We start from the raw sequence: 19,569 nt of genomic DNA, 5'->3' as shown, positions 1-19,569 counted from the left end.
TTAGAAAAGAAGGTGATGGAATGCCTAAGATACTTTTGGTAGAAGATGAGAAGCATATCGCTCGCTTTGTGGAGCTAGAATTAAAGCATGAAGGCTATGATGTAATGGTTGCTTTTGATGGTCGTGAAGGACTTGCACTAGCTTCATCTGAAAATTTTGATGTACTGCTATTAGATGTTATGCTTCCGGGGATAAATGGTATAGAAATTTGTCGTCGAATACGTACGCAATCAAAAATACCTATTATACTGTTAACGGCACGAGATGCTGTGATGGATCGTGTAGCTGGCTTAGATGCTGGTGCAGATGACTACATAGTGAAACCATTTGCGATTGAAGAACTACTAGCTAGAATTCGTACTATTTTGCGTCGGGTGACACCTGATGAAAAAAGTGGTGAATCATTACAATTTCGTGATATCGAAATCGATATAGCGGCTTATGAAGTATCGGTACAGGGGGATAAGCTTGATTTAACGAAAACGGAATACGATTTACTTAAACTATTAGTAGAGCATAAAAATAAAGTTTGTACTCGAGAGCTCATTTTAACCTCTGTTTGGGGGTATGATACGGATATAGAGACAAATGTTGTAGATGTATATATCCGCCATTTACGAACAAAACTACCGGGAGATATGAATGCCTATATCGAAACAGTCCGTGGGGTTGGGTACGTGATGCGTGAATGAAAAAATTGAAAGATTATTTAGTCCATCAACCTTTACAAAGAAAATGGATGCTTACATCTAGTGCTGTTATATTTTTTAGCTATACGATTATATGTATTGTCGTTTATCTTTCACTTCATACATGGTTATTACATGATGAGGAAAGTAAAATCAAACGGACTAGCGATGATTTGGTGTCTTTTTTACAATCACAAGGACCCAATCTTACAATTCAGCAAATACAACAAAACACAGGGCTGTTAAATTCTATTGTGGATCGTGATCAAACCGTTAGAGTTTTCAATTTAGATGGTGTAGAGATTTTACGTATTAATAATGCTTCACAGGCTGCACCCCTTACAACGATGAATGAAATTACAGAAGTGTCGATTGATAAAAAGGATGCCTTTGTCATAAATGTACCAATTCAACTTGGGTTCTCTCAAGGTTATATTCAAGTTATTCATCCGTTGTCAGGGTTCCAGTCATTGATGCATTATTTATTAACTGCGATGCTCATAGCAGGTTTAGGCGCATTGTTACTATCAGCTTCGATTGGTTATTATCTTGCCAACTATTTAATGCAACCATTACATGCGTTGCGCTCATCCATGAAAACGGTTATGGATAAAGGATTTAATGAGCCAATTCAATTAACGTACACTTCTCATGATGAGATTGGTGATTTAATGAATATGTATAATGCGATGATGAATGAATTACAAATTTCATTTACAAAACAGCAGCAATTTGTCGCAGATGCTTCTCATGAGCTACGTACGCCAATTCAGGCCATCGAAGGACATCTCTCCCTCTTGAAAAGATGGGGGAAGGATGATCCGGAAATTTTAGAGGAATCTATTGATACTTCACTAACTGAAATTGCACGGATGCGGAAAATGATTGAAGAATTATTAGAGCTTGCCCGCCGTGAAGAAAAAGATACCATGAGTGAGGCAGACGCAGAAGCTGTTATTAAAGGAGTAATAGAAGAAATAAAGCATCTTCATCCAGAAGCTCGAATAACGCTGTCGAAAAATGAAGAAATAGGTCTTTTATTCATCACAGAAAATGCACTCAGTCAAATTGTTCGTAATATAATAGAAAACGCAATTCGTTATTGTGAAATAGTTCCGGACATTCAAATTTCATTATCTGTCTCTGAAAAGGAAGTGCTGCTGAAAATAGAAGATAATGGAATTGGGATAACAGAAGAAAACATTCCTTTTATTTTCGATCGCTTTTATCGGGTTGATGAAGCTAGAAATCGTCAAATAGGTGGAACGGGCTTAGGGCTTAGTATTACAAAAATGTTGCTTGAAAAATATAATAGTACTGTAGAAGTCAAGAGTGAAAAAAATGTTGGAACCGTTTTCTCGATGAAATTCCCGCTAAAATATTGAAGAAAATCCACGCTTTATTTAATTATTTTAGCCTTTACGAAAAAATTTGCTTAATTTTATAAAAAGAGTTGTATTTTTTGTGAAGAGTAGTAAGATTGAGATGGAAAAAACGTTCTTTAAATTATGGATAAGTTGTGTTAAACATCCTTTTAAAGAACGGAGAAATATTATATAATTAATTGTAATTTAATTAATGGAACTGCCGAAAGGCAAAATTTGGAGGTCATTTTTCATGTCGAACAACGTTACAACTGTAAGTTCTCCATGGTCAGCTTTCTCTGGTCCTAACCTAGGATATGTGATGGAGCAATACGACTTATTCTTACAGTCTCCTGAAGAAGTAGAACCGGAGTTAGTATTATTATTCCAACAATTTGGTGCACCAGTAGTAGTAGAAGGTGAAGTAGCTGTAGCTAGTAATGCAGCAGCTCCTGCTGGCGATTACAAAAAAGTGTTAGCAGCTGTGAAACTGGCAGATGCAATTCGTACACATGGTCATTTAGCAGCAGATATTTATCCTTTGAAAAACCGTGAACTACAAACAGCTCAAATTGAAGAAAGCGCGTTCAACCTTAGCGCTGCAGATTTAGCTGAAATTCCTGCAGCTATCTTCTTCAAAGATGTGCCAGCAAACGTGAAAAATGGTAAGGATGCAATAGATTACTTGAAATCTGTTTATACAGATAAAGTAGCATTTGAATATAACCACGTAGTAACAACAGAAGAACGTGATTGGATTCAAGCACAAATTGAATCAGGTTCATTTAAACAAGCATTAGCTTCTGATGAGAAGAAAGCTTTATTAGACCGTTTAACTCGTGTTGAAAATTTCGAGAAATTTATCCATAAAACATTTGTAGGTCAAAAGCGTTTCTCTGGTGAAGGTTTAGATACTCAAATCGTCCTATTCGATGAAATTTTAAAAATATCTGAAGCAAATAACGTAGAAAACGTACGTATCGGAATGGCTCACCGTGGTCGTTTAAACGTGTTAACACATATTTTAAATAAACCTTACGATATGATGTTCTCTGACTTTGCACATGTGTCTAATGACTTATTTTTACCAGAAGATGGTCGCCTTGAAATAACTAAAGGTTGGACAGGTGATGTGAAATACCACATGGGTGCTTCTTACAACCGTGAATCTGGTATGAATGTTAAACTTGCATACAACCCATCTCACTTAGAAGTAGGAAACCCAGTTGTTTTAGGTACTGCTCGTGGAGCACAAGATGATACTTCTAAGCCAGGGCAAGCTATCCATAACCGTACAAAAGGTTTAGGTATCCTAGTGCATGGTGACGCTGCATTCCCAGGTCAAGGTATCGTAACAGAAGTATTAAACTTTGCAAAAACTGAAGGGTTCACAACAGGTGGTACAATCCACGTCATTGCTAACAACATGATTGGATTTACAACAGAACTACAAGACTCACGTTCATCGGTTTACTCTTCTGACCCTGCAAAAGGTTATGAAGTACCGGTAGTACACGTAAATGCAGATAGCCCAGAGGCTGTTGTACTTGTAGGTCGTTTCGCAGCGAGCTACCGTCAAAAATTCGGTAAAGATATCGTTGTAGACTTAATGGGTTACCGTCGTCACGGTCACAATGAAACTGACGATCCAACTGTTACAAACCCTGAAACATACAAATTAGTTGCAAAACATGAACCAGTTCGTGCTTTATATGGTGCACAATTAGCAGCTGAAGGTGTTGTTTCTGCTGATGAAGTAGCAGCTTTAGATACAGCTATTTATGCAGAAATGCAAGCAGCTTATGACCACGTAAAAGAAATGGCAGATAAAGATGAGCACAAACATCTTGAAATGCCAGAAGAATTAAAAGTAGAATTCCCACAAATTGATACAGCAGTTGGTGCGGAACGTCTAGGGAAAATTAACGAAGAGCTTTTAGTATTTAAAGAAAACTTCGAGCCACAGAAAAAACTTGGCAAAATTTTAGAAAAACGCCGTGATGCATTTGCTTCTGCAAAAATCGACTGGGGTCATGCAGAAACATTAGCATATGCAACAATTATTCAAGATGGCACACCAGTACGTTTTACAGGTCAAGATGCACAACGTGGTACGTTCTCTCAACGCCACTTAGTGTTACATGATAAAAACAATGGCGAATTATTTACGCCACTTCACCATATTTCTGGTGCAAATGCTTCATTTACAGTGCACAACTCTCCACTGACAGAAGCAGGGGTAGTAGGCTTTGAATATGGTTATAATTTAGAAAATGACCATGTATTATCAGTTTGGGAAGCTCAATTCGGTGACTTTGCAAACATGGCACAAGTGATGTTCGATAACTTTATTTCAGGTGCACGTGCTAAATGGGGTCAAAAATCTGGTTTAGTAATTCTTTTACCGCATGGTTATGAAGGTCAAGGTCCAGAACACTCTTCTAGCCGTATGGAACGTTATTTACAAATGTCAGCTGAAAATAACTGGTTCGTTGCAAACTGTTCAAACGCAGGCAACTACTACCACTTATTACGTCGTCAAGCAGCATTATTAGGAACAGAAGGTGTTCGTCCGCTTGTAGTGGTATCACCTAAATTCTTACTTCGTCACCCATTAGCTGCTGCTAATGCTGATCAATTAGCAAATGGCTCATTCCAAGAAGTAATTGAGCAACCAGGTCTAGGTTCAAAAGCAGAAGCTGTAGAGCGCGTTGTATTAGGAACAGGTAAAGTAATGATCGACATCGCAGATCGTATTAAAGATGGTGAAGGCTTCGATCACTTACACATTGTTCGTGTAGAACAACTTTACCCATTCCCAAAAGAGCAAGTTGCTGGTATTATTGCTAAGTATCCTAATGTAAAAGAAGTTGTATGGGTACAAGAAGAACCTAAAAACCAAGGTACTTGGAATTATGCATTAGAAACATTATATGATCTTTCTGAAGGTAAAAAGCTACGTTATGTAGGTCGTCCTGCAATGAGCTCTACTTCTGAAGGTGATGCAGATTCTCATAAAGCAGCTCAAGCCGCACTTGTAGAAGAAGCAGTTGCTGAGCCTGTAAAGGTTAAATAAAATCACATATTAATTATTGAGAGCCGGGCTACTTGCTTAGGCAGTAGCCCTTTTATGTGCACACAATGCACGTTAATCAAAGGAGGAAATGAAAGTGGCTGAAATTAAAGTCCCTGAATTAGCAGAATCGATTACAGAAGGTAGTATCGCACAGTGGGTAAAAAAAGTGGGCGATCGCGTTGAAAAAGGTGAATTCATCGTTGAACTTGAAACAGATAAAGTAAACGCTGAAATCATTTCTGAAGAAGCGGGTGTATTAACTCAAATTTTAGCTGAAGAAGGCGATACTGTACTTGTAGGTCAAGTAATCGCAGTTGTAGAAGCTGGCGAAGGTGCAGCAGCAGCTCCAGCAGCAGCTCCAGTTGAAGCAACACCAGCTCCAGCAGCGCCACAAGCAGCTCCAGCTCCTGTTGCAGCAGCTCCAGTTGTAGAAGAAACTTCTGGTGAGCGTGTAATCGCATCTCCAGCAGCACGTAGACTTGCTCGCGAAAAAGGTATTGACCTTGCTGCTGTATCTCCAGTAGATCCACAAGGACGTGTACGTGTACAAGACGTTGCAGCTCATGGTACAGCTCCAGTAGCAGCACCACAAGCAGCTCCAGCAGCACCTAAAGCAGTTGCAGCTGTAGATGAATCACGTGTAACAGTTGAAAAAATGAGCCGTCGTCGCCAAACAATTGCAAAACGCTTACTTGAAGTAAAACAATCTACTGCAATGTTAACAACATTTAACGAAGTAGATATGACAAACGTTATGGCATTACGTTCTCGTAAAAAAGACCAATTCTTCGAGTCAACTGGTTCTAAACTTGGTTTCATGTCATTCTTCACTAAAGCTGTAGTTGCAGCACTTAAAAAATACCCATATGTGAACGCACAAATCGCTGGTGATGAAATTCACTTAAACAACTTCTTCGATATCGGTGTAGCTGTATCAACAGAAGAAGGTTTAGTAGTACCAGTTGTACGTGACGCTGACCGCAAAAACTTTGCTGAAATTGAAGATTCAATTGCAGACCTAGCTAAAAAAGCACGCGATAAAAAATTAGGTTTAGCAGATCTTCAAGGTGGCTCATTCACAATTACAAACGGTGGGGTATTCGGTTCATTAATGTCTACACCTATCATGAATGGTACACAAGCTGGTATCCTAGGTATGCACACGATCAAAAAACGTCCAGTTGAAGTGAATGGTGAAGTAGAAATTCGCCCAATGATGTACTTAGCACTTTCTTATGACCACCGTATTATCGATGGTAAAGATTCTGTAGGCTTCCTTAAAACTGTAAAAGAACTTCTAGAAAACCCAGAAGATTTATTATTAAATTCTTAATTCCTGAGTTTATTAAAACCCTGCGAACATTGTTTCGCAGGGTTTTTTGCTTTTTATGAAAATATTTAAGGATGCGACGGATAGAGCATTCAGAACGACGGAAAGAAGAGCCAGAGCGACGGATAAAGCAATCGAAGCGACGGAAAGAAGAACCAGAGTGACGGATAAAGTAATCGAAGCGACGGATAGGAACCGAAACGACGGAAAGAAGAGCCAGAACGACGGAAAGAAAACAAAGTGACGGATAGAAAAGCAAGAGCGACGGATAGAAGAGCTGGAGTGACGGATAAAGCAATCGAAGCGACGGAAAGAAAAGCTGGAGCGACGGATAGAAACTGAAGCGACGGAAAGAAGAGCCGCAGCGACGGATAAAACAATCAAAACGACGGATAGAAATGCCAGAGTGACGAATAGGAATCAAAGCGACGGAAAGAAGAGCCAGAGCGACGGATAAAGCAAACGAAGCGACGGATAGGTTCCCCAAACCTTTACGATATGCTTCAGTAAAAAAAAATTATAGTGCAAAGGATATTATCATTACTGATTAATAGTATCTTTTGGATTACAAAATACTAGTTGAGTATTAAATATTTGCGGATTTACTAATAAATAAAATAAATAAAACAGGCGTGTTGATTAGGAGAATAGGTTTATTATTGAGCGATAAAAGGATTTTTTTGTTGCTATTTTGCTTATGCATTACTATTTTACTATTTTAACTGATTGTAGCTTAGGGCTACTCAACTCCCACAGGAAAGCTAGTAGTCCGTAGCGGAAATTAACCTCTTCTAATTAATTAGAATGTATAATAATGGTTAATCAACGCAACTGAAAAAAACGATTGTCACCTTGGCAATTGTGCGAATGTAATGGATTTAATAAGGTTAAAAACCTAATATTGTAAACAGTCAGAATAATAATAAAATTATCTTGACGATTAACTTACTTTTATTGTAGTATCTATATATCAATTAAATAAACAAACCTCACATTTGTTCTATAGTGAGGTAGAGGCGCGGTATTTATTAGTTCATTGTTGAGTAAAAGCAAGCGAAGACGCAATGGAGAAGGAACTATCGCCGAAGTATAAAAGGAGCTCGTACTTTTATGCTGGGTCTGCAGTGAATAAGTGCAGGACTGTCCTAGTAAATTTCTTTCCAGGTTTACTAGGTTGTGCTATCTCGTAACATGGAAATTATAGTGAGGATTTGGGCAACTATCAATTAAAGGTAAACCTAAGTTCAATGCTTAGGTCTTTTTTTGTATAGTTGTCTTATTTTTTAACAGAAAAGGGGAGTTTTACATGAAAAGGAAATGGTTGTTATTAATGCTATCTGTAATGACTGTAATTGTGTTGGCCGCTTGTGGCGCTAAAGACAAAAAGAATGAGGCAACAGGTGATGCTGGTGCCGATAAAGGTGGAGGTGGTGAATTCCGTGTTGGGATGGAAGCGGGCTATGCTCCATTTAACTGGACGCAGCAAGATGATGCAAATGGCGCAGTAAAAATTGCCGATAATGCTGAATATGCAGGCGGCTATGATGTGCAAATGGCGAAAAAAATCGCTGAAGGCTTAGGAAAAGAATTAGTAATTGTGAAAATGGAGTGGGATGGTTTAGTACCAGCACTGCAATCAAATAAAATTGATGCAATCGTTGCTGGAATGTCACCTACTGATGAGCGTAAGCAAACAATTGATTTCACTGAAAACTACTATACTTCTGATTTTGTTATGGTCATTAAAAAAGGTAGCAAGTATGAAAAGGCAAAATCAATCCAAGATTTTTCAGGAGCTAAAATCACATCTCAATTAAATACATCTAACTATAATGTGATTGATCAGATTAAAGATGTACAAAAAGAAACAGCGATGGATAGTTTCCCAGCAATGCGTGTAGCATTAGAGGCTGGAAAAATTGACGGCTATGTAGCTGAGCGTCCAGAAGGGATTTCCGCTGCTGCAGCGAACGATAAATTCACATATGTAAAGTTTGAAAAAGGATTCAAAACAGATATTTCAAACACATCTATTGCAGTTGGTTTACGTAAAGATGATGCAAATATGGAAAAAATCAATGAAATCCTAAAAGGTATTTCTGAAGATGATCGCCAAAAAATTATGGAAGAAGCAATTCAAAAACAACCAGCAGCACAATAATATAAATGCACGGGCTGCCTGACAGTCCGTGCATTATCATAAGAATCTCTTAAAATAATGATAATGTCATAGCTAAAAGTTTCATAAACTAAAAGAAACAAATGCTCCAATAGAATACTGGAACGAGCAAGCAACACGACGTTGTTAGGAGGAACATCATGAGTCTTGAATGGATTATTTCTATTGTTGAGAACAACTGGCAAATGTTTTTACGAGGTGCGTATTATACATTACTTATTTCAATTAGTAGTACAATTATTGGTGCACTTATCGGATTTTTCATTGGAATTATGCATACCATCAAGGTTCGTAAAAAGGGTGTAAAATTCTATAGTTTAAAGCTCTTTAATTTTTTACTAACATGCTATGTCGAATTCTTCCGTGGTACACCAATGATTGTACAAGCAATGGTTGTATTTTACGGATTAGATATAGCATTTGGCATTGATATGCATTTTATTACAGCAGGTATTTTGGTCGTGTCACTAAACACAGGTGCTTATATGGCGGAAATTGTGCGTGGTGGTATTGTGTCAATTGATAAAGGACAATACGAGGCCGCTTCGGCAATTGGGATGAATCATTTCCAAATTATGCTGCATGTTGTACTACCACAAGTTGCGCGAAATGTATTGCCTGCAACAGGTAATCAATTAATTATGAATATTAAAGATACAGCAGTTTTAAACGTTATCGGGGTTACTGAATTATTCTTCCAAACAAAATCGATTGCAGGTAATAATTTCCGCTATTTTGAATCATTCTTTGTAGCTTGTGTCCTTTATTTCATCATGACATTTACCGCATCAAGAATTTTACTATATGTAGAAAAACGATTGGATGGACCAGATGCCTATCAAAAAGAACAGAAAGAAGCCATATAGGGGGACGGACAAATGACGGTTATTAAAATAGAGCATTTAAGTAAATCATTTGGGCGTAACCAAGTGTTAAAGGATGTAAATTTTCAAGTAGAAAAGGGCGAGGTTGTCTGCCTTATCGGTTCTTCAGGATCTGGTAAATCAACACTACTACGCTGCATTAATTTACTGGAAACGCCAAGTGGTGGTCAAATTATTTACAAAGGTGAAAATATTTTAGACGAAAAGCATAATATTCAAGAATATCGTACACATTTAGGTATGGTATTCCAGCAATTCAACTTATTCAACAATCATAATGTGCTAAAAAATTGCACTGTAGGCCAAATGAAAGTTTTAAAGCGTTCAAAGGCAGAAGCCGAAGAAGTTGCTTTGAAATATTTGCAAATTGTAGGCATGGACCAATATGTCAATGCGAAGCCACGGCAGCTATCTGGCGGTCAAAAACAGCGTGTAGCGATTGCGCGAGCATTATCAATGAATCCAGATGTAATGCTGTTTGATGAACCGACGTCAGCCCTTGACCCAGAAATGGTTGGCGAAGTGTTGAAGGTAATGCGACAGCTAGCGGATGCCGGAAATACGATGTTAATTGTTACACATGAAATGGAGTTTGCCAAAGAGGTAGCGGATCGCGTTGTATTTATGGATAAAGGTGTTATCGTAGAGGAGGGACCACCATCACAGGTTTTAATAAACCCACAGCATGAACGAACAAAAGAGTTTTTAAAACGTACTTTAAAATAAATTCAGCACAACTAAAAAAGTGAGTCCACATAGATGGATTCACTTATTTTCTAGAATTCCACTCTGCATATATAACAAAGCAAATTGCAAATGCTACAGCAAGGATGAAAAACCATTGTGGTACACCACCAAAGCTCATAATAACACCTCGAAGTTAAAATTTAAGTATAGAAATAGATAAGAAAATAGACTTTTACGGAGAAAATATGATCTTCTATGGTTTTTTTCTCCACAAAACATCTAAAATATTATAAAATAAGCAGTAGACATTAGCTTCATGCTAGTAAAGAGAGGTAGAGAGATTATGTTACATTTAAAATGGAAAGATGCACCAACACTACGCGCTGTCACTTGTAAGCATACAAATGCATCAAAATATTTAGTATCAAACGTATTAACAGTAGGGAAACAATATGATGTAAAAAATGAAACAGAAGAATTCGTTTTTATTATTGATAACACTGGTAAAATTGGTGGCTACTATAAAGATTATTTTGAATGAAAATACAAGGGTGGTTCAGATGATTTCTGAACCACCCTTGTTCATTGAAAAAACAGAATCAGTCTCTTGTATAACCCTTTAAATCAGCTACATCTTGTAAATGCTGTTTTTCCTGTTCTGTAGCTGTATGTAAGGCAAAGACATCTTTGATAGCCGTTTGAAGCTCATGCTGTGTTTCTTTGAATTTCGATACTTGCTGTTCAAAAGAGGGGCTTGCAAACCGATCATTCGTGCGAGATAATCGCTCCTCTAGCTGTGCATATTGATGGTCCATGTTCATGGATAACATCATGGCTAATTGATTTTTCCAAAGTGGGATAAGTGTCACAATTGAAAATTCAATTTTCTCTGCTAGCGTTTGATTGGACTGCTGAATCATACGTATTTGTGGCGCAGTTTGTAAGGCAACCTGCTGTGAAACTTGTAAGTCATAAATACGTTGATCTAGTCGTTCGATTTGAGCGGCAAAGTCATTCAGCTGTTGGACATCAAGTGGTTGATTCGTTGCCTGTACACTAGTTACCTTTGCAGGAAGCTCGACTTCGATTGCTTGCTGCTTCTTCATTTGCCCTGCTGCAATAGCAGTCGCTAACTCCTCAAAGAATCCTCTATTATGTGAATAAAGTTCTTCAAGCATTTCTACATCTTTAATCATTTGAAGCTGTGAACGTTCAAGTTGAACACCAATTCGTTCTACTTGGATACTAATACGTTCAAACTCCGTTAATGTTTGCTTAATAGGTCGTTCTGTTTTACCAAACATTTTTTTAAAAAAAGACTGTTTTTTTGGCTCTAACGCGTTAGGGTCAACACGGTCTAATGTTTGCATTAATGAATCTAACATTTGGCCAACTTTTGAGACGTCTTTCTGTTTTACTTGTGCAAGCATTCGATCAGCAAATTGCGAAAGAGCACGCTGTGAATCTTGCCCTAAAGACAGTACTGATTCGAAGTTTGTCAGGTCAAGTTGACTAGCATATAGAAGTGCACGACTTTGTGCAAGAGGCGATAGCGTTTCATACGTCGCCATCGCCTCGGTATTTGTAGTTTCTAAATAAGATTGCACTAGGGGAGAAAGACCTTGTATTGTATTAAGTTGAAATGCGTGATCATTTGCTGTCACTTATCATCGCCTCTCCATTCCAATTGTTCTCTTCGTCTATTATTGGAACGATTCGCAAATTCGATTTCCATTTGAAGATGGTCGATATCATTAGAAAGCGCATCCTTTAAATCAATTTGAATCGTATCATTTAAGTCTGTCAGTGTTTCTCGTGTTTTTGATAATGTAATCTGGATTTCCTTATCCTTTACAGGCTGTTTCGATAACATTGTATATTTATCCGTTAATTCGACAGCGGAAGGTAGGTGTGCGTAAAAAAATTGTTCAACATTATAAAATTTGCGCGGATCTGTTTTAACAATTTTCACGATATTTTTGGAAATACGTGTCATTTCGAGTAATTGCTTAAATGCTGAAACCGAACGTACACGTAAGTAGTTTTGACTTAATGTTTGAATGTTTTTATTTGCTGCTGTAAGTTGTGTTTCAATAAGTTTGTATTCTTCTTTTGTTATACCTGCAATTTGCATGACTTTCTTTTTCTGTCTATGTTTCAACAACGCTGTACTTGGCGCGTAAGTTCCAGCAAACAATAAACCACCAAGGAAGAATCCTGGATCTGCGGCTATGGCTGCGATAGAAACAGTTGATAGCGAAATAAAGAAGCTAGCGGTATGTCTAGAGAAAAACTGTCCGACACTGAGCATGTTTCTTCCTCCTAGCATTTAAATATGTCTATATTCTTATACGAAATAATCGACATAAAGTTTCAATGAAAAAATAATCCTTACATAAATTTTACTGCTATTTGTAAAGTTTCTCAATGATAATACATAAAAACGAGCAAATCCGTTGCTTTATAATAGAGAAAAGGGGCAAAAAAAATAGAAGTTAGACTAAATAATGTCCGATATGGCTGTTTCCTTTTTACTCGGATGTGTGTTGAAAGCCTAATTTATCAGGGGTTATTGTTTTTCATCTTTCATTATATTGTATTCAATCTTAACGTAATTCGCGAATTTTTGTATTGTTGTTAATTTATTTTTTATTGCTCTAATACCTAATAGATTTAATGTTATTATTATTGTTTTTTCTTCTGTTATTAATTCCTCGCCATTAAATTTCAATGATTTTCTGGTGACTCAATTTTAACATTCATCGTTGATTTTCAGTTAGTTAGCTCAAGTAGTCATTTAATAGCCGCTAACTAATTAAATTGTGTATATTGATTGTTGCTTTTATCACACAAAAATACATTGGGAGAATACTATATTTTTGGTATATAATACTAATGTATTGTGTTTTCTAAAAAAAGCTGAGGTGGAGAATAATGAAAAAATTTTTTACTGTGTTATTAGCAGCATTAGTAATAGCAGTAATAAATCCAACAAAATCAGATGCGAAAGTAATGTATGATGGAGCAGAAGTTGTAAAAGGTCAAACAGGAAAAATGACCTTTAAAAAAGACATAAAAGTATATAAGAAAAATCCAGATGGTACGTTTGATTCTTTAGTGGTTAAGCGAAATAACTTCTTTAAAACGTATGATATTGAAAAATATGATGGCAAAACTTTCTACCAGATGGGGCAATATCGTGTACAAGCAACCGATTTAGTGGTTTTCAAAGAAATATCAATCGATATTCGTTCATCTTTTTATGACAATCCCACCTATGTCATGATTAATCATCAGGGTGTGAAAATGCCAGGTCAATACAATGACATCGGATATGGTCAACCTTTAATAGTTGGAAAACGAAAAGATGTTTGCACTGGTCCAACATCAAGCTTAGTTTCTATTGAGAAAGGCAAAATATTTTACCATTATTGTAGTGGAGATATTGAAGGAGAGGATGTAATTGATACCGCCATTGTTGATGGGACTGATGTTCGTATTTTTGAAACTATAAATAAAGGTTCTTATGTATTAATAGAAGATACAGAACTTTTAAGTGCTCCAAAGAAGGGAGCACCTAGTTATACAAAAATGTTGAAGGGAACTATCTTCCAGTTATCAGGGATTGAGATCAATGGTTATGTTGAGGTGGGTCTCGATAAATATTATTTCAATTACATTCCAGCAAATCTACTGAAGCCAGTGAATGGCGAGTAAGGAACTAGGATTCAAACCTTATAAAGAGAAAATGCTTGCGTTCTGAGCTATCAGCGAATAAGTTTTCAAGAATATCCACATAAGAAAAGTCCTCAACTCGCACTATTTTGGTGGGAGTTGTGTTTTTCTAATCAATAGGTTTTGAAATTAATGGTCATTAATTTGAAACAGGGTGATTGGATGCCCTCGTATCGAAGAAAAAGGGGGCGTCCAGCCTCTGAAGAAAAACATGGCATCAACACTAATCGAACGTCGTGGAGGCACTGGAAGCACGCTAAAAAACCGAATTAAAAGATATAATTTATCTGAAGTAGTTAGCTATTAAGTGAACTAATTTTTTGATGTAATAGAAAATCATGTTAAAATATTTATAGATTATTAACGTCAATTGGAGGAGCGGTGACTTGAAGAAGAAAGTAATAATTATTGTTTCTTTTTTGGTTGTAATTATATTGTTGCATTCAACACCAAGTATGGCATTAAGAACACATGTGTTTTTTATGGGTTATCCAAAAGCCGCAATTTCTTCAGGAATTATTGAAGATAAAGAACATAATGAAGTAGATAAAGATAAATTTGCTGAATTAAATGCCAAAGCATACACTCTAACAAATCCTCCAGTGGAAAAAGCTACTCAGGGCGAATTAAGAAACTTTCTTGTGAGGAAATTTGGATTTTTACATTTTGCAGAATACTTAGGTGATACTTAATAACCATTGTCAGTCAAACAGTGACTTAAGTTCATTAGGTAAATAAATTCTTACACAAAAAACACTCAGATTACTGAGCGTTTTTTTGTGCCGTTTATGTTGCTAATTTACTGTTAGGTTATAAATCAATACTGAAGTGTCTTACATGCTCCAACGATTGCATACAGTGTTTGGAAGCATACATTTGAAAGGATGTGGGGGCAAATGAAAGTAACGGTTAAAGAATGGCGTGTAATGTCTGATCGCAACAAACAATTACTTTTAAATGCGGTAGCAACTAAATAAAACATAGATGAAAAGAGGAATGAGAACATGCAGCAATAAACATAACACGTATTTGAAAAAAACAAGTAGTGCTAGAAAGTAATAACAATGTTTATAGTTTATCTGCACAAATAGTTCAATTAAGAGTTGTCCAACAGGCAACATCTCATTTAATGGATAAAATTGATGAAATCACTCTTAAAGTTGCTATCCCTCTATATGGCTACCCGACCTGGATTCGAATCACATGAATACGATCATTTAAATGGCGTGTTAATTTCTCAGATTGGAAAATGTATTGAGCAAAAAATCGTCCAATATAACGAAGAAGGGTAAAAGAGGTTTGGACATAAGTATATCTTCAAAGTAAAATTAAAAAATTTCACATCAGAAAAGCGCGAGAAATCAACGTTTCTAAAATTGATTTCTCGCGCTTTTTTAGGTTTTGCTCAGTTATGTCCCAGTCTCTTTTGTCTTTTGATTATGAAAAGAGGAATTATACATAACGATCCAAGGAAAATGAACAGAATTAAGGTGTTGATTGGATTATCTTTTAAAATTGTATCTTCTTTGTGTTTTTTTTCAAATTCATTTACCTCTTCCGTTGTATTTACTTTTTTGTTTGGAACAAATTCATTTTTATTTACATCATAGTAGTAGAATCCGTGTTTGTTAAAGGTGAAAAAGTCATCTATAAGCGTTTTATATGAACTTGAAATCATCACTAAGTTCACTTTTTCCGTATCAATCACTTTTTTTACATATTTTTCACTTTCTTTTTTAAACAATTCATTTTCTTTTTTTAATAAGTTAGCTGCCTCACTTTTTACTTTTTCTACATCTTGCAGCGTTGTTGCTTTTTTTAATCCTTCTTCAATAAAGGCTACTTGTTCCATTTTCATTTTTTCTTCAAATTCTTTTGTTTTTTGCTCTAATAATGATTTATCTTCTCTTGCTGTTTTAATCAGCACCGTTTTTGTTTCTTGTGCTAATATTTTGGCGGAGTCGTTTTTGTAATTATGAACTTCATTTTTGATTTTATTATTTACTGAATTCAGGTGCTCTTCTATAACGATTGTTGTTGCCATGCTAGCAGATGTAAAAACGATACTCAATATACACACTGACAGTCCGATCACACTTAATTTTTGTATAAATTTCATTTAAATCACTCCATTTTTTAGGCTCATCACCAAAGCGTGTGGTTGATTTCCGTTCCGGCTGGGCTGCTTTCCTGGGGACGTCTGATGAGCCGCTTTGTTGCTGCCGCTACGTTAACACTACGCTTTCGCACAGAAAACATCCGCTTCGCTCCAGGGTCTCATCTGTGCCGCTGATCTCCAAGGAGTCGCCAATCCAATCAACCTATATGGCATACGTTTTAACAAATGCCATCCACAACTTTTGGTGATGAGCCATTTTTTCTATTATTATCCATACGACGCTTTTTACATTTCTTCTTTTCTATTCAATTTTTTTCTATTTTATGAATGATCAAGGAACTATATGAATAATAAAAAATATAATAAGGGAGGTTAATATGAAAGAATATTTCTTAACCGAAGAACAACTAAAATGATTAAAAGAGGACGAATTCAAATACATTAAGACAAAAAATAATTTGGCATGAGAACAGTGGAATGGCGTATCCATCCACTTTAGAAATTCAAATCGTTGTAAGAATAGCAGCAGAGCGCATCATGTCAGGTGGTCTTAATCCGAAAACAAGCCAAACTTATGTGATTGAAGTCATCAGGAATTAGTCTTATAAAAAACTAAAACCCCAAATAGGTTTACTTTTTCTAAAAGTGCTGTCTATTCGGGGTTCAGTTTATTTCCCTTTATAACTTTCCCTGCTTACTTATTCTGTGTGTGCTACTGCGCTGATTTCGATCAGTTGCTCTGGAGATGCCAAATAATTCACGCCAATGAGGCTACCCGCTGGCCGATGCTGTTCCATGTATTCCTTGAAAAGTCGGATGACTGGCTCGGTGTGTTCTTTTGCATTTGTTAAATAGATTTCCATATAAGCGAGGTTGGACTTCGTTGCTCCAAACCCTTCCAGAACACTATCTAGATTTTCAAGAGTTTGTCGTGTCTGTGCTTCGATATCGCCATCACCAACGAGCGCACCCTCCGTATCGTGGGAAAATTGCCCCGAAATGTAGATAGTGCCGTTGACACTGTATCCTTGGGAAATACCGTGATCCCAAAGATCATGATTGTAGATTTTAACATTAGTCATTTTTTTCTCTCCTTTACTTCAAAGTAATGTCAGTATAAAATGAACGCAAACAAAAAAATAGTACGCACTTTTTTGAAAGGTACTACCAGAAAGGATAGTGTAAATATGGGTATGGCTGACTATAAAGAGAAGGGGAATATTCAAGAAACACCTTTTGGATATACATTGTCAGTGATCGGTGGTAAATGGAAAATGCTTATTATTTATATTCTTGCAGAGAACCAAACAGTTCGGTTTAATGATTTGAAAAGAAAAATAGGAGCTATTACCTTTAAAATATTAAGTTCACAACTTAAAGAATTGGAAGCAGATGGGATGGTTAGTCGTAAAGAGTATCCTCAAATTCCCCCTAAAGTTGAGTACAGTCTCACGCATAAAGCAGAAACTCTATTACCTGTTTTGGAGCAGTTATGTGAGTGGGGAGAAAAAAACTCTAATAATTAAGTGCTTTCTGTATAACTGATGTAATAAATAAACGTTCCATATTGTTCAGTAATTAAATAAATCATAAGCCTTTCACAATCATCTGTGTGGGGCTTTTATATTGAATTCTTTAGGATATAGGCGGAATTAAAGATAATACAATTTGATATTGAAACTATTAAATCGATGGTCTCTATTTGATTAAAATATTGGCTCTTCACCAAAACGTGTGGTTGATTTCCGTTCCGACTGGACGCTTTGCTTTCGCTACAAAAAACATTTGTTGTTGCTGTCGCTACGCTTTCGCACAGAGCAAAGCTTCCTGGGGGCGTCCGATGAGCCGCTTCACTCGCGTTGCTCGCTCCGGGGTCTCATCTGTGACGCTGATCCCCCAAGGAGTCGCCCAGTTGGAACGAAGATCAACTTATATATACAGGACATATATCAGGCGTGTTGATTAGGAAAAAATAGGTTTAATATTGCGTGGTAAATGGATTTTTTTGTTACTATTTTGCTGATATATTTCCATTTTAACTGATTGTAGCGTAGGGCTACTCGACTCCCGCGGGAAAGCGAGACAGACGAGACCCTGCACGGAGCGAAGCGGAGGAAGCGGCTCGGCGCTCGCCCGCAGGAAAGCGAGTAGCCCGTAGCGGAAATCAGCCTCTTCGAATGTATAAAAATGGTTAATCAACACACCTGGACATATATTTTAAAAAATGTCACCCGCAACTTTCGGTGATGGGCCATATAAAAAACAGACAACCAATATTAGCTATCAGTTTTTTAATTGGCATCCTATCTTAAAAGCCGTATTTGTAGGAGCGTATAGTAAGGCTGTTGAGCGTTTAAATAGCAAGTCGACTAAATCATTATCTGTGGAGGACAAAACACACAGAAACGTCCAGTACCTTTCTACAATTGGTTAAAAGAACGTGATAGCCTTCCACAATCAATTAGTAGTAGACTATATAATTTAGAGAACTGGGTAGAATGGTAGGTGGGAGAAATAATGTTATGGAAAAACACTATACTTTTGTAGGGTTTTTGACATCTGTTGGTAGAATATTAAGTTATTGGTATATAATACTATGATATTATGTTTTCTAATATAAAACTGTATAGGGGGGGAATAATGAAAAAAATATTTACTGTGTTACTAGCAGCATTCGTATTTGCAGTAGTAAATCCAACAAAATCAGAAGCGAAAGTGATGTATGATGGAGCAGAAGTTGTCAAAGGGCAAACAGGAAAAATGACCTTTAAAAAAGACATAAAAGTATATAAGAAAAATCCAAATGGTACGTTTGATTCATTAATGGTTAAGCGAAATAATTTCTTTAAAACGTATGATATTGAAAAATATGATGGCAAAACTTTCTACCAGATGGGGCAATATCGTGTACAAGCAACCGATTTAGTGGTTTTCAAAGAAGTACCAATAAAAATTCGGGCATCTTTATATAATGATCCATCTTATATTGTTATTAATCGTGATGGTATTTATAATATGGGATATTACGGTTCGTACTTCAAAGAAATTGGTGAATTTGGTCGTGTTGATTTCTTGGATACAAATAACGGACAACTGCTGAGGTATTGCGTGAGCGAAGAAATTGAAGGGAAATGGTGTGATAAGTATCCTGGTACAGATCTTAAAATCACAGAGACAATATATAGAAAAATAACACGTTTTGAGTTAACAAAGGATGCAGAAGGGAAATCCCGTCCATTAAAAGAATCTAAAACTGAAAAAATTATGGAAAAGGGAAGCATTGTTATTTCATGGAGTAATGAAATTAATGGTTATATATACGTATCCAATGAGTTAGAAGAAAGATTCGAAAGTGATGTTTGGATTCCGGTGAATTCACTAAAGCCAGTTGGAGATAAGAGATAGATTAAGAATTATATAAAGCCCTCTTATTTATTTGATAAGGGGGCTATTTTGTGTGCCAGGCATGTCCGTCAACTAGGTGATGAAAGTTCACTGTGGGCGTT

19 protein-coding genes and 1 riboswitch are annotated in these 19,569 nt (G+C 36.5%); of the genes, 14 read left to right on the top strand and 5 right to left on the bottom strand.

Annotated elements, in window-relative coordinates; all coding sequences use genetic code 11:
- The first annotated feature begins 20 nt into the window (after window positions 1–20).
- From QRN68_RS10810 to odhB, 4 genes are all read left to right on the top strand, one after another.
- Entirely contained in the window at window positions 21–692 is a 672-nt protein-coding gene (locus QRN68_RS10810) for a response regulator transcription factor (RefSeq protein ID WP_285396891.1), read from the top strand.
- Window positions 689–2,074, top strand: coding sequence for a HAMP domain-containing histidine kinase (locus QRN68_RS10805; protein ID WP_285396890.1), 1,386 nt, complete (start codon window positions 689–691; stop codon window positions 2,072–2,074). The genes QRN68_RS10810 and QRN68_RS10805 overlap by 4 nt, the downstream gene beginning before the upstream one ends.
- 232 nt (window positions 2,075–2,306) lie before the next feature.
- Window positions 2,307–5,129 (top strand): 2-oxoglutarate dehydrogenase E1 component, encoded by a 2,823-nt coding sequence (locus QRN68_RS10800; protein ID WP_285396889.1) that lies wholly within the window; start codon window positions 2,307–2,309, stop codon window positions 5,127–5,129.
- 94 nt (window positions 5,130–5,223) lie between these two features.
- Entirely contained in the window at window positions 5,224–6,462 is a 1,239-nt protein-coding gene (odhB, locus tag QRN68_RS10795; RefSeq protein ID WP_285396888.1) for a 2-oxoglutarate dehydrogenase complex dihydrolipoyllysine-residue succinyltransferase, read from the top strand.
- Here the strand turns inward: odhB and QRN68_RS10790 are convergent.
- Window positions 6,407–6,946 carry a hypothetical protein gene (locus QRN68_RS10790; protein ID WP_285396887.1) on the bottom strand — a complete coding sequence of 180 codons (540 nt, stop codon included), beginning with the start codon at window positions 6,944–6,946 and terminating at the stop codon, window positions 6,407–6,409. The genes odhB and QRN68_RS10790 overlap by 56 nt on opposite strands.
- Before the next feature lie 516 nt (window positions 6,947–7,462).
- Window positions 7,463–7,649, top strand: a riboswitch (Lysine riboswitch).
- Between the two features lie 116 nt (window positions 7,650–7,765).
- On the opposite strand from QRN68_RS10790, the gene QRN68_RS10785 reads away from it, so the two are divergent.
- The 4 genes from QRN68_RS10785 to QRN68_RS10770 all read left to right on the top strand — a co-directional run bounded on the left by QRN68_RS10785 (window position 7,766) and on the right by QRN68_RS10770 (window position 10,750).
- A complete protein-coding gene (locus QRN68_RS10785; protein WP_285396886.1) occupies window positions 7,766–8,620 on the top strand; it encodes a transporter substrate-binding domain-containing protein in 855 nt (284 codons plus the stop codon).
- Between the two features lie 158 nt (window positions 8,621–8,778).
- Window positions 8,779–9,504 (top strand): amino acid ABC transporter permease, encoded by a 726-nt coding sequence (locus QRN68_RS10780; protein ID WP_285396885.1) that lies wholly within the window; start codon window positions 8,779–8,781, stop codon window positions 9,502–9,504.
- Between the two features lie 12 nt (window positions 9,505–9,516).
- Window positions 9,517–10,248 (top strand): amino acid ABC transporter ATP-binding protein, encoded by a 732-nt coding sequence (locus QRN68_RS10775; RefSeq protein WP_285396884.1) that lies wholly within the window; start codon window positions 9,517–9,519, stop codon window positions 10,246–10,248.
- Window positions 10,249–10,552: 304 nt separating this feature from the next.
- A complete protein-coding gene (locus QRN68_RS10770; RefSeq protein ID WP_285396883.1) occupies window positions 10,553–10,750 on the top strand; it encodes a DUF6501 family protein in 198 nt (65 codons plus the stop codon).
- A 58-nt stretch (window positions 10,751–10,808) separates the two neighbouring features.
- Here QRN68_RS10770 and QRN68_RS10765 read toward each other — a convergent pair whose 3' ends face one another.
- Together QRN68_RS10765 and QRN68_RS10760 are read right to left on the bottom strand one after the other, a co-directional pair.
- Complete coding sequence (locus QRN68_RS10765) at window positions 10,809–11,873, bottom strand: toxic anion resistance protein (RefSeq protein WP_285396882.1); 1,065 nt, start codon at window positions 11,871–11,873, stop codon at window positions 10,809–10,811.
- Window positions 11,870–12,520 (bottom strand): 5-bromo-4-chloroindolyl phosphate hydrolysis family protein, encoded by a 651-nt coding sequence (locus QRN68_RS10760; RefSeq protein ID WP_285396881.1) that lies wholly within the window; start codon window positions 12,518–12,520, stop codon window positions 11,870–11,872. The genes QRN68_RS10765 and QRN68_RS10760 overlap by 4 nt, the downstream gene beginning before the upstream one ends.
- A 623-nt stretch (window positions 12,521–13,143) precedes the next feature.
- Here QRN68_RS10760 and QRN68_RS10755 point away from each other — a divergent pair.
- Both QRN68_RS10755 and QRN68_RS10750 read left to right on the top strand, forming a co-directional pair.
- On the top strand, window positions 13,144–13,926 hold the full coding sequence (locus tag QRN68_RS10755; RefSeq protein ID WP_285396880.1) for a hypothetical protein: 783 nt from the start codon (window positions 13,144–13,146) through the stop codon (window positions 13,924–13,926).
- A gap of 404 nt (window positions 13,927–14,330) precedes the next feature.
- Entirely contained in the window at window positions 14,331–14,636 is a 306-nt protein-coding gene (locus QRN68_RS10750; protein ID WP_285396879.1) for a hypothetical protein, read from the top strand.
- A gap of 713 nt (window positions 14,637–15,349) precedes the next feature.
- Here the strand turns inward: QRN68_RS10750 and QRN68_RS10745 are convergent.
- The gene (locus tag QRN68_RS10745) at window positions 15,350–16,063 is read right to left on the bottom strand and encodes a hypothetical protein (protein WP_285396878.1); all 714 of its coding nucleotides are present in this window, start codon (window positions 16,061–16,063) and stop codon (window positions 15,350–15,352) included.
- Window positions 16,064–16,540: 477 nt separating this feature from the next.
- On the opposite strand from QRN68_RS10745, the gene QRN68_RS10740 reads away from it, so the two are divergent.
- Window positions 16,541–16,663: a hypothetical protein gene (locus QRN68_RS10740; RefSeq protein WP_285396877.1), complete on the top strand. Its 123-nt coding sequence runs from the start codon at window positions 16,541–16,543 to the stop codon at window positions 16,661–16,663.
- A 98-nt stretch (window positions 16,664–16,761) separates the two neighbouring features.
- On the opposite strand, the gene QRN68_RS10735 is transcribed toward QRN68_RS10740, so the two are convergent.
- On the bottom strand, window positions 16,762–17,145 hold the full coding sequence (locus QRN68_RS10735; protein ID WP_285396876.1) for a RidA family protein: 384 nt from the start codon (window positions 17,143–17,145) through the stop codon (window positions 16,762–16,764).
- Between the two features lie 105 nt (window positions 17,146–17,250).
- On the opposite strand from QRN68_RS10735, the gene QRN68_RS10730 reads away from it, so the two are divergent.
- The 3 genes from QRN68_RS10730 to QRN68_RS10720 all read left to right on the top strand — a co-directional run bounded on the left by QRN68_RS10730 (window position 17,251) and on the right by QRN68_RS10720 (window position 19,468).
- Complete coding sequence (locus QRN68_RS10730) at window positions 17,251–17,589, top strand: winged helix-turn-helix transcriptional regulator (protein ID WP_285396956.1); 339 nt, start codon at window positions 17,251–17,253, stop codon at window positions 17,587–17,589.
- 698 nt (window positions 17,590–18,287) lie between these two features.
- Window positions 18,288–18,497 (top strand): hypothetical protein, encoded by a 210-nt coding sequence (locus QRN68_RS10725; RefSeq protein WP_285396875.1) that lies wholly within the window; start codon window positions 18,288–18,290, stop codon window positions 18,495–18,497.
- Window positions 18,498–18,703: 206 nt separating this feature from the next.
- Complete coding sequence (locus QRN68_RS10720) at window positions 18,704–19,468, top strand: hypothetical protein (RefSeq protein ID WP_285396874.1); 765 nt, start codon at window positions 18,704–18,706, stop codon at window positions 19,466–19,468.
- The last annotated feature ends 101 nt before the right edge of the window (window positions 19,469–19,569 follow it).

The organism is Lysinibacillus sp. fls2-241-R2A-57 (assembly GCF_030209535.1).
Classification (GTDB): domain Bacteria; phylum Bacillota; class Bacilli; order Bacillales_A; family Planococcaceae; genus Lysinibacillus.
Note: the sequence above shows the minus strand (reverse complement) of the source record. Positions and strands in the feature narration are given on the sequence as shown.